This window comes from Citrobacter sp. S55_ASV_140, from assembly GCF_018919505.1.
GTDB lineage: Bacteria > Pseudomonadota > Gammaproteobacteria > Enterobacterales > Enterobacteriaceae > Citrobacter > Citrobacter werkmanii.
This window is the reverse complement of record NZ_JAHLQZ010000097.1, coordinates 1-15,144: the sequence shown is the minus strand read 5'-3', so window position 1 is coordinate 15,144 and position 15,144 is coordinate 1. Positions and strand designations below refer to the sequence as shown.

General features: G+C 52.2%; 13 protein-coding genes. 8 read left to right on the top strand and 5 right to left on the bottom strand.

Annotated features, from left to right (window positions below):
- The first annotated feature begins 22 nt into the window (after positions 1-22).
- The 8 genes from KQJ18_RS14840 to KQJ18_RS14805 are packed head-to-tail and all read left to right on the top strand — an operon-like array spanning position 23 to position 9,684.
- Positions 23-2,113 (top strand): Cache 3/Cache 2 fusion domain-containing protein, encoded by a 2,091-nt coding sequence (locus tag KQJ18_RS14840; RefSeq protein ID WP_121529481.1) that lies wholly within the window; start codon positions 23-25, stop codon positions 2,111-2,113.
- Positions 2,110-3,177, top strand: coding sequence for a chemotaxis protein CheB (locus KQJ18_RS14835; RefSeq protein WP_121529480.1), 1,068 nt, complete (start codon positions 2,110-2,112; stop codon positions 3,175-3,177). The genes KQJ18_RS14840 and KQJ18_RS14835 overlap by 4 nt, the downstream gene beginning before the upstream one ends.
- The gene (locus tag KQJ18_RS14830; protein WP_159121387.1) at positions 3,174-4,589 is read left to right on the top strand and encodes a protein-glutamate O-methyltransferase CheR; all 1,416 of its coding nucleotides are present in this window, start codon (positions 3,174-3,176) and stop codon (positions 4,587-4,589) included. The genes KQJ18_RS14835 and KQJ18_RS14830 overlap by 4 nt, the downstream gene beginning before the upstream one ends.
- A gap of 8 nt (positions 4,590-4,597) precedes the next feature.
- On the top strand, positions 4,598-6,730 hold the full coding sequence (locus KQJ18_RS14825) for a response regulator (RefSeq protein WP_137351648.1): 2,133 nt from the start codon (positions 4,598-4,600) through the stop codon (positions 6,728-6,730).
- 22 nt (positions 6,731-6,752) lie between these two features.
- Positions 6,753-7,115, top strand: a complete 363-nt coding sequence (locus KQJ18_RS14820; RefSeq protein WP_137347511.1) for a response regulator — start codon at positions 6,753-6,755, stop codon at positions 7,113-7,115.
- A gap of 13 nt (positions 7,116-7,128) precedes the next feature.
- Positions 7,129-8,805: a diguanylate cyclase gene (locus KQJ18_RS14815; protein WP_216422200.1), complete on the top strand. Its 1,677-nt coding sequence runs from the start codon at positions 7,129-7,131 to the stop codon at positions 8,803-8,805.
- A gap of 11 nt (positions 8,806-8,816) precedes the next feature.
- Positions 8,817-9,341 (top strand): chemotaxis protein CheW, encoded by a 525-nt coding sequence (locus KQJ18_RS14810; protein WP_085048853.1) that lies wholly within the window; start codon positions 8,817-8,819, stop codon positions 9,339-9,341.
- Complete coding sequence (locus tag KQJ18_RS14805) at positions 9,325-9,684, top strand: hypothetical protein (RefSeq protein ID WP_216422198.1); 360 nt, start codon at positions 9,325-9,327, stop codon at positions 9,682-9,684. Before KQJ18_RS14810 ends, KQJ18_RS14805 begins: the two co-directional genes overlap by 17 nt.
- Positions 9,685-9,757: 73 nt before the next feature.
- On the opposite strand, the gene KQJ18_RS14800 is transcribed toward KQJ18_RS14805, so the two are convergent.
- The 5 genes from KQJ18_RS14800 to KQJ18_RS14780 all read right to left on the bottom strand — a co-directional run bounded on the left by KQJ18_RS14800 (position 9,758) and on the right by KQJ18_RS14780 (position 15,001).
- The gene (locus KQJ18_RS14800; RefSeq protein WP_216422196.1) at positions 9,758-11,380 is read right to left on the bottom strand and encodes a serine hydrolase; all 1,623 of its coding nucleotides are present in this window, start codon (positions 11,378-11,380) and stop codon (positions 9,758-9,760) included.
- 183 nt (positions 11,381-11,563) lie between these two features.
- Positions 11,564-12,415 carry an iron/manganese ABC transporter permease subunit SitD gene (sitD, locus tag KQJ18_RS14795; RefSeq protein WP_087856236.1) on the bottom strand — a complete coding sequence of 284 codons (852 nt, stop codon included), beginning with the start codon at positions 12,413-12,415 and terminating at the stop codon, positions 11,564-11,566.
- Positions 12,412-13,269 (bottom strand): iron/manganese ABC transporter permease subunit SitC, encoded by an 858-nt coding sequence (sitC, locus tag KQJ18_RS14790; RefSeq protein ID WP_085048857.1) that lies wholly within the window; start codon positions 13,267-13,269, stop codon positions 12,412-12,414. The genes sitD and sitC overlap by 4 nt, the downstream gene beginning before the upstream one ends.
- Before the next feature lie 2 nt (positions 13,270-13,271).
- Positions 13,272-14,087 (bottom strand): iron/manganese ABC transporter ATP-binding protein SitB, encoded by an 816-nt coding sequence (gene sitB / locus KQJ18_RS14785; RefSeq protein WP_069324560.1) that lies wholly within the window; start codon positions 14,085-14,087, stop codon positions 13,272-13,274.
- Positions 14,084-15,001 carry a metal ABC transporter substrate-binding protein gene (locus KQJ18_RS14780; protein WP_038633117.1) on the bottom strand — a complete coding sequence of 306 codons (918 nt, stop codon included), beginning with the start codon at positions 14,999-15,001 and terminating at the stop codon, positions 14,084-14,086. Before KQJ18_RS14780 ends, sitB begins: the two co-directional genes overlap by 4 nt.
- Between the last annotated feature and the right edge of the window lie 143 nt (positions 15,002-15,144).

The following is a 15,144-nucleotide window of genomic DNA, read 5'->3' as shown; positions in this document are numbered from 1 at the left end:
TCTCAGGTAGAGAATAAAAATCATGAGTGACATTAGTAAAGTGAAGAATCGAACGGCGGGCGCTGCCGGTATGGGACTGCGCGCCCGGCTGCTCTCATGGCTACACAATATCCATCCCGGTGTGGCGATGAAGCTCGGTATGATTCTGGTTTTTTGTATTGCAACGCTGCTGATCGGTGCCTCTTTTATATTATCTTCTTACCTTTCCCGTGAATTGCAGGCTAATGCCCTGGAGATGATTAAAACCAACACGCGTATTTTCCACAATAGTATTTCTAATGAATTCCAGCGTGTCACCCGCGATGCAGAGCATTACAGTAATGTTTATATTAATAATTACCAAAACGTTGCCGATAAACCGCTGCGTTATATGGATGCAACTGAATTAAAAGCGATACTGAGCAATCCCAATACTAACGCGCATTTCACCGAATTAACCAGCGTATTTGCCAGCACATTTATTTTGCAAGGCGAGCAGTTTGTGCGTGTTAGCAGCACGTTATTGGCAAGCTCTGGCAATACGGCCACCGCAACGGCATTGGGGCACGATAACCCGGCATTGCCGCTACTGCTGAAAAACAAACCATTTTCGGGTGTGGTCACGCTGTTCGGAAAGCAGTTTATTAGCCACTATGAGCCGATAGCCGATAAATATGGTCAGGTCGTTGGCGCGGTTGCGGTGGGATTCGATGTTAAACAAAGTCTGCAACCGATTATTCAGCGTTTGTTGAATGTGCATATTGGTAAAGAGGGTTACGCCTACGTGCTGGATGCCGGATTCGAACCGGGTCGTATGTTGGTCCATCCATCGTTGAGCAATCAACAGGCGATTAATATCACCGATGCCAATGGCTATAAGCTGTTTGCCGATATCCTCGAACATAAAAATGGCATCACTTACTACAACTGGGTAAGTCGCTACGGTACGCCGCCGAGGACCAAGGTTGCCGTCTATGAATATATCGACGGGATCGACTGGATCATTGCCACCACCAGCTACGTTGATGATGTATCCAGAAGCAGTAACCTGGTACGCAATGGCCTGTTGTTGTTCACGGCTTTCCTGTTACCGGTCATTTTACTGCTGATTGCCGTTGCCAGTCGTTTTCTGATTTCACGCCGTTTAAACCGCGTACTCGGGATTGCGCAGACCATCGCAAAAGGAGATTTAACGGTTGACGTGGAGATCGATCATCACGATGAAATTGGCGAACTGCTGAGTGCGGTAGAGATGATGCGTCAGCGTCTGCACTCGCTGGTCGGCGATATGGTTTCTCACGCGGATTCGGTACATCAGGCATCGCTGCATATCACCGAGGCGGTAGATGGTCAGGCGTCAACCAGCGTGGAAACGTCATCTTCGGTGGCCGAAATTACTTCCACGATGGAAGAGCTGTCGGCCTCTTCTACGCAAATTGCTGAGCACTCGCGGGCGGTGGTGGATATTGCCAACCAGACGCTTGAGGATTGCAATAAAGGTTCAGAGTCGATGTCACAATTGCTGATGCGGATGACGGATATTGATACCGATAATCAGCAAAACATGCGTGAAATTATGATGCTCGGCAATAAGTCGACGGAAATCAGTCGCGTGATGGTGATCATCAATAGCGTTGCCGATCAAACGAAACTTATCGCCTTTAACGCCGCGCTGGAGGCCGCCAGCGCTGGAGAAGCCGGTAAGCGTTTCTCGGTGGTGGCGGCTGAAATTCGTCGTCTGGCCGATTCAGTAACGGAATCGACGGTTGAGATCGAGAATAAGATCAGCGAGATCCAAAACGCGATCAATCGTCTGGTGCTGAACGCGGAGAAAGGCGGCGAGAGCATTAAAGCGGGAGCCAGGGCCTGTAAAGTCAGTGCTGAACATCTGAACGACATCGTCGTTACCGCCGAGCAAACCTCTACGGCGGCGCTACAAATTTCACTATCGACCCAGCAGCAGAAAACGGCGAGCAATCAGGTGGTCATGGCGCTGCGTGAGATCGTCGTGGCCAGTAACTATACCTCGCAATCGATCAAAGACATTTTGGTTGTCAGTCAGGATATGACGCAACTGTCGAAAGCGCTGAAAGAGGCGTCGACGTCATTCACCTTGACGGAAACGGATGTATGAACAGCGGCAATATACGGGTGCTGATCCTTGACCTGGACAGCGCATCGCGTAATGAACTGGTCAGGCAACTGGAAGATCATCCGCACATTAAAGTGGTGGGGCAAGCCGCCCATCGCAGACAAGCGATGAGATTATTACAACAACTGATGCCCGATCTGCTGATTCTGACGCTGGATACCTCAAGACCCGATAACGTTGAGGTTGTGGAAACGATCATGGCGACCAGCGCTATTCCCATCCTTGTGATGCGGTTTTGCCCAGAAAAACAATGGGATGATGATTATATTTCCCGTGGTGCTCTGGCGGTGCTGCACCATAGCAGCGATTTCCCGCTCTCGACCGATGCGCTGCATCGTAAAGTGGAATTGTTAGTCGGTGTGAAAGTGATCCGTCATATCAAGGGATTACGCCATCCAACCGAACCAGTAATGCCCGCCGCGCGCCCGACGACGGACACAGTAAAGACACCGCAGGACTGGCCTTTTGTGCTGGCGATTGCCTGTTCGACGGGGGGGCCGCAGGCACTGAGCAAGCTATTACAGGATCTCCCCGGTACGTTTCCATGCCCGGTGCTCATTGCCCAACATATTGCCGATGGCTTCGCAAAAAATATGGTGCACTGGTTGGACAGCGTGACCGAACTGAAGGTGCGGCTGGCGCAGGAAGACGATCGGGTTGAAGCGGGATACGTCTATATTTTACCGCCGGAGCAGCATCTGATCGTCAAGAGCAATCAACGCCTGGCGGCAATCCCCAGACAGGAAAGCGATGTCTATCATCCCAGTTGCAATCTGTTGCTGGAGTCGGTGGCTGAGGTATTTCGCGAAAAGGCCGTCGGGCTGATTATGACGGGTATGGGTAGCGATGGCTGTCGCGGCATTGAGCTTATTTTCCGCCGGGGAGGGCGAACGTTGGCGCAGGATGAAGAGAGCTCGGTGGTGTTCGGTATGAATAAGAACGCGATCGACAGGCAACTGATACACCGCACGATCCCGCTGGACGGTCTCGCGAAGGTGCTGCTATCGATGGCCTTTCACGGGCATTTTGAGAGTAAATTGCCATGATCCCCAATCTTCCTGATTACGCCCGCCTGATCAAAGACCGGGTGGGTTTGCACTTTGATAACGCAATGGAAGCGTTGCTGAAATCGGCGCTGAAACGGCGTATGAGCGAACGAAACATCAGTAATTACTATGAATATTATGAACAACTGCGTATTTCGCAGGACGAGTTTGATCGCTTCATTACGCTGATAACCATTAACGAAACCTATTTTTTCCGCGAAAACGAGACGCTGGATCTGATCTGCGATAAGTGGGTCCCGCGTCTGCTGCAACAGCGCAGCGGCCCGGTACGTATTCTCAGCGCCGGATGTTCTTCCGGAGAAGAAGCCTACTCGCTGGCGATTAAACTGCATGAGAAATACCAGGGCGAAATGGCCCAGCGGATTGAAATTTACGGTTGTGATATTGACCCGGTAATCCTGGCAAAAGCCAGAAATGCCAGCTATTCAAGCTACTCGTTTCGCGGCGTCGACCCAGACATTCAGCAGCGCTACTTTACCCGCTCAGGAAATCTTTACCGACTGCATGATGCGATCCGCGAGAAAGTCTCGTTTCACCGCACCAACATTATAAAAGAGCAGCTGTTGCCGGAAGTGGACATCATTTTGCTGCGCAACGTCTCTATCTATTTCGACACGCCAACGCGTCGTGAACTGCACGGTAATTTGTCGAAAATGCTTCAGCCTCAGGGGGCCTTATTTTTTGGCAACGCGGAAACGTTAGCCAACAATTTCGACATCCTGAAGCTGGAGCAGGAAGAGGGAATTTTTTATTTTTGCCATCATCGTGAAACGCCAACAATCGCACCAGTACCCAGGGTAGCGGTACGCGCTCCACGGCCGAGAACGGTAGTGGAGGATGAACCTTCCATGCCCATGGTTCAGAAAAATGATGACTGGCTAAAAAAGGCTCGTGCCTGTCTCGATGATAAATGTTTTTCTGAGGCCGAAAAGTGTATCGCCTGCGTATTGCGCGACGATCCCCGTAATCCGGATGCGCTGCTGATTCAGGGCGTCATTGCCCTCGAACAGCGTCAGTTTTCTCAGACTGCCGGAAACGCGCAGAAGATCCTCGCCCAGGATGAGTGGTCGGCAGAGGCCAAAATGCTGCTCGGCCTGGCGATGATGTGGCAGCGCCAGACGCAGCAGGCTATCGCCTGGTTTAAACAGGTGGTTTATCAGGAGCCGGGTTACTGGCCGGCGCACTATTATCTGGCCGAAATGTACCGTCAAAGCGAGTTACGCCAACCTGCGCAGCGTACGTATCGCGTGGTGATGCAATTACTGAACGACGAAATGAACAACCCTTCTGCGGTTTGTCGTCTGCGTTTGCCGATGGTGTTTCCTGGCAATACGTTTCGTTTTCTTTGTGAACATCAACTGGCGCAATTTGCCCACCGAAGTGGCAAATAAGAGCGATTATGGCTATCGATCTGAAAAAATTCGTTCTGCGCTTTATTGATGAAGGGAGAGGTCATTTGCAGACGATCAGCGAAGGGGCGTTTCTCCTCTCCGCTGATGAACATACTGAAGCCTGGATAGGTGAGATGTTTCGCGCCGCGCATACCCTGAAAGGGGGCGCGCGGATGCTGAAATTGCAAAGTATCGCTGATGTCACTCATCATCTTGAAGATGTATTAAGTGAGCTGCGTGATAACAAACTGACGCCGGACAGGGCGCTGGGTAATCTGATTCATGAGTCCGTGGAGTATCTTTCGGGCCAGTTGACCCAGCTTTTTGTCAGCGAGGGCGATAATCAGTTGCCACCGGCGGATGCCGGGCTGTGCGAACGCCTGGCCTCCGCCAGCCGGGGAGAAACCGTTACTGTGGCGCTGGAGTCGCCAGCGGCTACGGACAAACCTGGTGTTTCGGCTTCTGCCGCAGCCCCCTCTCTGGACTCCGGTATCAAGCAGGCCGATTTCGTACGAGTAAAGCTGAACAAGCTGGATGGCCTGATCGACATCCTCGGGGAAGTGCTCGCCGGACATGATCGCCTTGAACAGCAGATCCAAAACCTGAGTCAGTTGGTCCCCCGATTGCCGGGCCTGAGCGCCGAGCAGCTTCGCCAGCAGATCCATGATTTTAGCGCTCAACTAAAAGAAAGCGTTCAGATCCAGCATTTGCAGATGTTTGAACTGTACGATGTGGCGGCGCGGATCCGCATGCTTCCGCTATCGACGCTGTTTGAGCCGATCTCACTCCAGGTTAGTGAACTGGCGTCCACGCTGAACAAACAGGTGGTGTGCCGCTTCGTCGGCGGTGAAGTGGAAATTGACCGCCAGCTCATTGACCGGCTATCGGAATCCCTGACGCATTTGCTGCGTAATGCGGTCGATCACGGTATTGGCGAGATCGACGAACGCCTGGCGCTGGGTAAATCGACCCGCGGCACCATTACCATCACCACTCAGCAGGACGGCAGCGGAATATTACTGCGCATCGAAGATGACGGTCGCGGTCTGAATTATGAGGCCATCAGCGCGAAGGCGGTCAGTAAAGGCCTGGTTCCCGCATCAATGGCCGGACAACTCTCCGAGCAGGAGTGTAATGAGCTGATTTTTCATCCCGGCTTTTCCACCAGCAAGATAGTCTCTGAGCTTTCAGGGCGCGGTGTGGGTCTCGATGTGGTGCGCAAAACGGTGGTGACCGACCTGCAAGGTGATTTGCAGGTATACAGTCGCCCGGGCGTCGGAACCAGCTTTAGCCTGCGCCTGCCTGTCTCGCTCACGATGATGCGAATTATGCAATTTGAAGAGCAGGGACACCTGTTCGGACTGGCGGCACAGTATGTGGTCGAAGTGGTGGAATGTACCCCGGAGGGGATTAGCGATATCGCCGGGCGACCGGCCATTATTTTGCATAACGAGTTTATTCCCGTGGTATGCGCAGGCGCTCTGCTGGGCATTCACGATCGCCAGGGCAATCTCTCATCTGCGGGACAACGTTTAATCGTCGTGCAGAACCAGTACAGCAAAATGGCGCTGCGGGTAGATAAGCTGCTCGATGAACGCAAGATGATGATCAAACCCTTACCAAAGCATATGCAGCAGCAGTCGCTGGTCTCCGGGATGGTACAGACGCCGGATAACCAACTGGTCAGCATCCTGCAAGTGCCTGCGCTGATGGCGATGGCGCAACAGTCACGGCAAACCAGCGCCCCGGCGCCCGCGACGAGCGTGGCGCAAGATGCCTGGCACGTGCTGGTGGTTGATGATTCCCTCAATACCCGCGAGATAGAAAAAAATGTGCTGGAGGCGCATGGCTATCAGGTCACGTTGGCTGAAGATGGGCTGTCAGGGCTGCAAAAAGCGAAACTGACCCAATTCGATGCCGTACTGACGGATGTCGAAATGCCGTTTATGGATGGTTTTACCTTCACCAAATCGTTGCGCGCAGAGAAAAATTACCAGCACACGCCAATCATCATCGTGACGTCCCGCGCGAAGGAAGAAGACCGACGACGGGGCATTCAGGTAGGGGCGGACGCCTACATCGCTAAAGGCGATTTCGAGCAGGACAGTTTAATAAAAACATTAAAAATGCTTTTGTGCTGATGGCGCAAAATCGAGAGAGAAGATGCGAATTTTATTAGTTGATGATGATCTTTTTGCGGCTGAACTGGCCTCTATTTTTTTGCAGATGGATGGCTACGACGTGGTGATTGTGGAAAGCGCTATTTCTGCCCTGGCGTGCCTGGACTCGGATAAAAACATCGACCTGGTGATTAGCGATCTGCATATGCCTGAGATCAGTGGTCTGGATTTGTTGGCGCTGTTACGCGCTCAGGCCTGGTCTAAGCCCTTTATATTACTCAGTGCAAACGAAGTGACGGCCAGCGATCTCCGGTACGACCGGTGGGTAAAAAAAGATGAAAACCTGGCGGAAAATCTGGGGGCGGCAGTAAATGCGCTCCTGCTACCGTCCGCCGTTACTGAATAAGCCTGGGCGTTTGATGAAACCAGAAAATAAGCACATAGCGATGGCGGCAGCGCAGGAAAAAATAGCGCGTCTGCGTCAGGGATTTTTACGTCGCATCCCCGATATGCTGGCACAGGCAGAAAGGCTGCTCGTTCAATTAGTCGCTGAACCCAGCGAAACCTGTCGTAAACAACTGCACATTCTGCTGCACAGTATTCACGGTTCAGCGGGGTCTTTTGGTTTTAGCCCGCTGGCGAATGCCTCAGCAGAAGGTGAGCGTTTACTAACAGAACCGGAAACAGAGCAAAGCATACTTCATTATGATGAGCTGCGGAGAATTATTCGCTGGCTGTATACCCTCACCCAGGAGCAGCTCAATCTTGAGCATCGTATTAGCGACACGGAGTTCACCTTTCCTGTCTCCTCGCAGCGTCCGGAAGAGGGATATGTCCGGCGGGCCAGTAAGCCTATCTACCTGTGTGATGATGACGTCGACCAGGTTGAGTTGCTTGCTACCCAGTTGCGTTGTTTCGGCTTTACCTGTCATGTATTTGCCAATACTGAGGATTTTACGCAAGCCGTACTGGCACAACCGCCAGCCGTGGTGATTATGGATGTCAGCTTTCCGGACAACGCCTACGGTGGACCGTTGGCGATGGCGGATCTGAAGCAGAAAGTGGGCAAACCTTTCCCGGTACTATTTCTCTCCTGCCACAGCGATTTTAACGCCCGCATCAACGCCATTAAATCCGGCTGTGATGGCTACTACGTGAAACCGGCTTCTATCACTGATTTGGTACAGGAACTACACCGCCTGACGCAGCCTTCGCTGAAAAAACCGTATCAGGTGCTGTTGATCGATGACGAGCCCGCGGTGGCGGAATACAACGCTGAAAGGCTGCGCATGGCGGGCATGGAGGTACATGTGCTGGAGAAACCTCACTATTTACTGCATGTGCTGAACGCGCAACCCATCGATCTGGTACTGATGGACTACCATATGCCGGAATTTAGCGGTGAGGAGTTAACGAAACTTATTCGTCAAATACCACAGCATATTGGTCTGCCGATCGCCTATCTCTCCAGCGAGACCAACAAGCATGCGCAGCTTGGGGCAATGAGCATCGGCGCGGAGGATTTTATTCTCAAACAAGCCGATCCTGAGGAGCTCATCCGTGCCGTGTCTATCCGTGCCGAAAGAATGCGCGCTCTGCGCGCGCGTATGTCGCAGGACAGTCTGAGTGGGTTATATAACCACTCGACGACGACCCATTTTCTGAAAAGCGCGATTGCCGAGTCGAATTACAGTAGTAATCCGTTCTGCATGGTGATGGTGGATCTGGATCATTTCAAAAGCATTAACGACACCTACGGCCATGCGGTTGGCGACCAGGTGATTGTTGGGATTTCGCAGCTGTTTTCCCATCGCTTACGCAGCACCGATATTGTTGGGCGTTACGGGGGCGAAGAGTTTGTCATCATTATGCCCAATACCAGTAGCGAAAAGGCGGCTCGGGTGGTCGAACGATTGCGCATGGACTATGAACAGGTCACCTTCGCCGTCAATGACGCCAGTTTTCACAGTACCTTCAGCGCGGGTATTGCGCAGTGGCAGTTTGGCGATCGTGTTGAAACGCTGCGCGAACGCGCCGATCAGGCGCTGTATGCCGCGAAGCAAAATGGCCGTAACACCTTCTGCATTGCTGAGTAAAAGGAGAAAACATGAGCCAACAGCTGGAGCAAATTCTCGCCCTAAATCACGGTGAAAAGCCGGAGTGTGAAAACGTAGATGAACCGCAGCGCACGCTGGTGCTATTTCAGCTGGCGGGTAAGAATTTTGCGTTCTACGGGGCGCAGATAAAAGAGATCCTCGCGGAGCGTCCTATATCCTGGGTTCCCTGCTGTGCGCCGATGCTGGAAGGCGTCATCAACTACCGTGGTCGCGTGGAGTCGGTGATGAGGCTGGACAGCCTGATCGACAAACCTGACGTTAACCCGGCCGGTAAACGTACCATCCTGATTGGTTGTGCCGAAAAAATGCAAAGCGGGATCCTGATAGATAAGCTGATTGATGTGCTGGAAGTCGCCGAAAGCCAGATCCACTTGCCGGGAGACTCGCTGCCTCCGGCGCTGCAGACTATCGCTGTGGGTGTGGTTAACGTGGCGGAAACCTGGTTCACGCTGCTCGATCTGAATCTGGTTTTTGCGCGTTATCAGGAGACCAGTGGTTATGCCGACTCTCATTAATCTGGTTGCGGTGCGTATTACCCTCGGGACGCTCAATTTTTATATTCCGGCAAACCAGGTTGGGCGCTGTTCGCTGGTGACAGGGGTTGCGCCGGATATCCCGCGTTTTAGCCAGTGGCTGGGCATTACCGATGAGCCGCAACAGGGCAGGCATTTGCATTTGTTTGTCCCGGATAGCGGGGTTGAGACCGGCTGGTACCTGTGGGGGCAACTGGAGAATGTCATCTTACCTGGCGATACGATTTTTGCCGTACCGCCGCTTCTGGCGCGTAATTGCCATCTACCAGCGCTGCGTGCGCTGGTGGGCAGCGAAGCGTTTAGTCCGTTGCTGAGCTGGCGCTGAAATAGTGAACGCCCATGCGTTGCGGGAGCCGTCACGCTCCCGCTACAGGTGATGACCGAGAAGTCTTCTCCGGTTACTGGGTATAAACATCTACAGCCCGGCTGACCAGTTTAGTCATAAAGTTGTCAATTTTATCAACGGTCTGCTGATCATGAAGATCGTAGGTTTTTGCCACATCATCCAGATTTTCATAGCCCACCCAAACCCGTCCAATCTTATCCTGCCATACCGAAACTCGTAGTGGCAGAGCCAGCGCGATCCCCTGTTTATCTTGCATGAGTTTTGTGCCGACTTTCGGATTACCAAATACCAGGACTTTGGTGGGCCTGAGGTTCATGCCTACATCCTTAGCATTTTTCTCATGATCAATTTCAGTGAAGACCGGAACTCCTTCACTCTTCAGAAGGGCTTTTAGACGGAAGATCGTCTCATCGACAGAAAATTTACTCTCCTGATTTTTGATCTTCTCTGAATTTAATCCAGAGCCCAGACCGGTTTTATAGGCCTCAGCGATATCACGCGCCACCTGAGTCAGGTCCACACCTTCTTTGTTGGTCAATAGGGTCACGCAAACCAGCTCATCACCGGCGGTAAAGCGGCTCAGATAGGCGCTAAATCCGCCCGTGGTGCCTTTGATTTCAAGGAAACCAGGATGATGGGTAAATTCCCAGCCAGCCATGGCAGGCACAACTTTACCGTTTTTCAGTTTTGCCGGGCTATAGATGATGTCACGCAGCGTTTTGTCTTTAACCAGCGTACTGCCTGCCAGACCGATATCCCACTTACTGATATCTTCTGCAGATGACCACAGGCCGCCGTAGGCGTACAGGTTATTAGTGGCGATTGCGCTTACCGGCTCCAGTTTGTCACCCGATGAGACATAACCTGTCGCGGGCTCAACGGGGTTTATCCAGGGGATTTCAGATTTAAATTTTGCGTGCTGATTGTGTTGCTTATCAGGCGTGGGGCGATCGAGGAACACTTTCGTTGGCATGTCTTTCGCGAACATGGTGCTTTGCAGGCCTAACGGCTCGATTTGGTATTTGTCGATAAAGTCTGCGTAACTCATTCCACTGACCTTCTCAATAACCATCCCTAACAGAATAAAATCGGTCGCGCTGGAGTTGATATCCGTACCGCTTTTAAATTCGAGCGGTTTATTTTTGACGAGATCAACCAGCTGCGCAGGCGTATATTTTTGCGTCTGCTTATAGCCGAATAATCTGAAGTCCGGGATCCCGGATGAATGTTGCATTAACTCCAGAATCGTAATGTCATGCCAGCTTTGCGGCAGGTCCGGTAAATAATTGCTCACCGGGGTATTAAGGCTTAATTTACCTTGTTCTACCAGTTGCATCACCGCAACGGCGGTAAAAGCCTGAGTGATTGGCCCAATCCCCCACATAGTCTTGGTGGACGCGAGTTCATCATTGGTTGCCGTTGCCAGGCCGTATCCTGCAGAACGCGGAATATAGGGGGCCTGAACGATAGCCATGGATAAACCCGGCAGATTATTTTTTGCCATTACCTCGGCAATCATTTGGTCGATATATTTGCCGTTGGCTTTTAACTGTGGGTTACCACGATTAACTAAGTAAGTTGTCCCGTTGGTATCAGATGCGGCTAGCGCCTGGGTGGCTGAGACTGACATGGAAAGTAACACACATGCCGAAATAACCTTTAACTTAACATTCATAGCAAAGCTCCCCGCTGGCTGAAATTTAGCTGTATTTTTATCTAATGCGATTGCGGCTATTTGATTAATAAATAGCGTTATTCAATATGGCATGCTTTCAGAGCGGGACATTTGTTCAGGGCGCTGGGAATATTGTCATTACGTATTCTAATAACGATAGTGGACATATCACTGCCCACGCCGTTAGCGGTCGTATTGTTGGCGTCGCCGTTCGAAACGGCGATCGCGCAGACCGGAATAAATAAAAGTAATCACAAACAGCAGAGAAAATAGTACGACGATGGTGGGGGCTGGTGCGCTGTCGATGAAAAATGACAGATACACGCCCATAAACGAGGTAACGACTGAGATAACCACTGCCAGCCACAAGGCATGGAAAAATTTCCGTGTCATTAATATCGCGATGGCGCCTGGGGCAATTAGTAAGGAAATCGACAAAATAATGCCTACCGATTTCAGCGTGGCGACGATCGTCAGGGCAATCATACACAACAGACCATAATGCAGCAGCGTCGTGTTAAGACCGCTGGCCTTTGCCTGATGCGGATCGAATGCGTGCAGTAGCAGATCTTTCCACTTTAGCCCGATGATAAGCGCAATCCCCAGCGTGATAACGGAGGTTTGCACAATATCGCTAAACGATACGCCCAGCATATCGCCAAACAGAATATGATCGAGATGGACCTCCGACTGGATCGAAACGTACAGCACCAGGCCCGCGCCAAACATACCGGAAAAGACGATCCCCATCAGGGTGTCACGCTTAATTCGGCTATTGTCGTCGAGATAGCCCGTCGCCACCGCGCAAAACAGTCCGGCGATAAACGCGCCAATCGCCAGTGGAATACCTGCAATCCACGCCAGCACAATGCCGGGGAAAACCGCGTGGCTCATGGCATCGCCCATCAGCGCCCAGCCTTTAAGCACCAAAAACACTGACAACAGCGCACAGGGGATGGCGACAATGGTGGAGATGACCAGCGCATTGACCATAAAGCTAAACTGAAAGGGTTCCAGCAGCGTCGTTAAGCTCATACGGACTCCTTGTTTACCTGACGGGCACGACGGCGATTCGCCAGCAGACCGTGTTTTGGCGCAAAGACAAACGCCAGCAGGAACAGCAGCGTTTGTAGAACCACAATAATTCCGCCGGTTGCGCCGTCCAGCCAGTAGCTCAGCCAGGCGCCAAAAAAGCTGGTCAGGCTGCCGATAGCTACGGCGATAGTGAGTAGACGTGGAAAACGATCCGTCAGCAGCCAGGCGGTGGCGCCGGGTGTGACCACCAGACAAATCACCAGAAATGCGCCGACGGTTTGCAGAGCGGCAACCGTGGAAACGGAGAGCAGCGTAAAAAATAACAGCTTTAGCCAGCCAGGATTCAGACCGATGGAGCGCGCGTGGTTTTCATCAAAAAAAACCACCATCAGATCTTTCCACTTCAACAACAGAATAGTCAGCGAGATGACGCCGATGATGGCCAGTTGCACAATATCTTCCGGTGCAATCGCCAGCACGTTTCCCAGAATAATGGTCTGGATGTTGACCGACATCGGATTGAGCGACACCATAAACAGCCCGATACCGAAAAAAGAGGAAAAAATCAGTCCGATAATCGCATCTTCCTTCAGGCGCGAGCGCTGATTGAGAAACAGCATGCTGCCCGCTGCCAGTCCACCGGAAAGAAAAGCGCCAAGCGCGAAGGGAAGCCCTAACATATAAGCGCCAGCAACGCCCGGAACGATAGAGTGCGACAGCGCGTCGCCAATCAGCGACCAGCCTTTGAGCATCAGATAGCAGGAGAGAAACGCACACAGGCCGCCGACCATCGCCGAGACCCACATCGCGTTGAGCATGTACTGGTAACCAAACGGTTCTGTCAGCCAGTTCATGATTATTCCCCCTCGTTGGCCGCACGTCGCGAAATAAACGGGCGTTCATCATCGGTAATCACATGTTGCTCACCGCCGCTCAGCGCCACATGGCGCAGAACGCCGCTGAATGCCTGCTCGAGATTCTCAGTCGTAAAGGTGGTTTCGGTCGGGCCACTTGCCAACACCGTACCTTTAATCATTACCGTGTAATCACAAAACTCGGTAACGGACCCCAGATTATGGGTAGAGACCAGCATGGTCCGCCCCTCATCGCGCAGTTCGCGTAGCAGGTCGATGATGCGCGCCTCGGTTTTCACATCCACGCCGGTGAAGGGTTCATCCAATAAAATCACCTGTCCATCCTGGGCAATAGCCCTCGCCAGAAAAACGCGTTTTTTCTGCCCGCCGGACAGTTCACCTATCTGGCGATGGCGATAGTCCAGCATATCGACCCGTGCCAGCGCCGCATCAACACAGGCGCGGTCGATCTGTTTTGGCCGACGCAGCCAGCCCATGTGGCCAAAGCGACCCATCATTACCACATCTTCCACCAGTACCGGAAACGACCAGTCCACCTCTTCCGACTGAGGAACATAGGCAATCAGATTCTGTTTCAGCGCCTGATTAACCGGCTGTTGCAGAATAGATATTTCCCCCTGCGCCAGGCGAACAAAACCCATCAGCGCTTTAAAAAGCGTTGATTTTCCCGAACCGTTTACGCCGACCAGGGCGGCAATCGAACCGCCCGGAACCTGAAAAGTGGCGTCCCGCAATGCGGTGTGACCGTTGCGATACGTCACCGTAACCTGATTTACGGTAATCGCAGAGTGACTCATGGTTGGCTCTCCAGACCTTCGTTGATGCCGTTAACAATGGTTTGTGTTGTGACGCGCAGTAAATCCAGATAGGTCGGTACCGGGCCATCAGCAGCGCTGAGCGAATCGACATACAGCACACCGCCGTAATGCGCACCGGATTCACGGGCGACCTGACGCGCAGGCTTGTCGGAGACAGTGCTTTCGCTAAATACCGTTGGGATATGATGCGCTCTGATCGCATCGATCACTTTGCGTACCTGTTTGGGGGTGCCCTGCTGATCGGCGTTGATCGGCCACAGATACAACTCTTTCAGGCCGTTATCGCGTGCCAGATAAGAAAACGCGCCTTCACTGGTGACCAGCCAGCGTTTATCGGCAGGGAGCTTCGCCAGTTCTGCATGTAGTGGCGCCAGGGTCTGCTGGATTTTGGCTTTATAGCTCTGCGCATTTTTCTGGTAGATTGCGGCATTCTGCGGATCGTATTTCATCAGCGCATCGCGAATATTATCCACGTAGATAAGTGCGTTCTCTGCCGACATCCAGGCGTGCGGATTCGGTTTGCCGTTGTACGGCCCTTCGCTGATACCCATTGGCTGCACACCGTTGGAGACCATTACCTCCGGCACGCCGGATAAATGCTGGTAGAAACGGGCAAACCACAGCTCGAGGTTGAGCCCGTTCGAAAGGATAAGCTGTGCGCCTTGCGCCCGCTTGATATCGCCCGGCGTGGGTTGATATTCATGAATTTCTGCCCCAGGTTTGGTGATGGAACTGACGTCCGCAGCGTCACCTGCCACGTTACTTGCCATATCCGCAATCACCGTAAAAGTGGTTATCACTTTGAACTTTTCTTGCGCCCAGGCAGGCGACAACGTCAGCGCCGTTAACGCGCCAGCAAGGAGAAATGACTTCAGATGGGGCAACTGCGGCATAGTATCCCTCACAACAAAGTGGTTAATTTATCAACGAATATAGCCTTTGCTATGTTATATAGCACAAGGTATAAGCAAATGAAAATAATTCTTATTTGCGTAGGGTGCTAAGAATGTATCACCTTCAGGTAATAGTCCTGTGT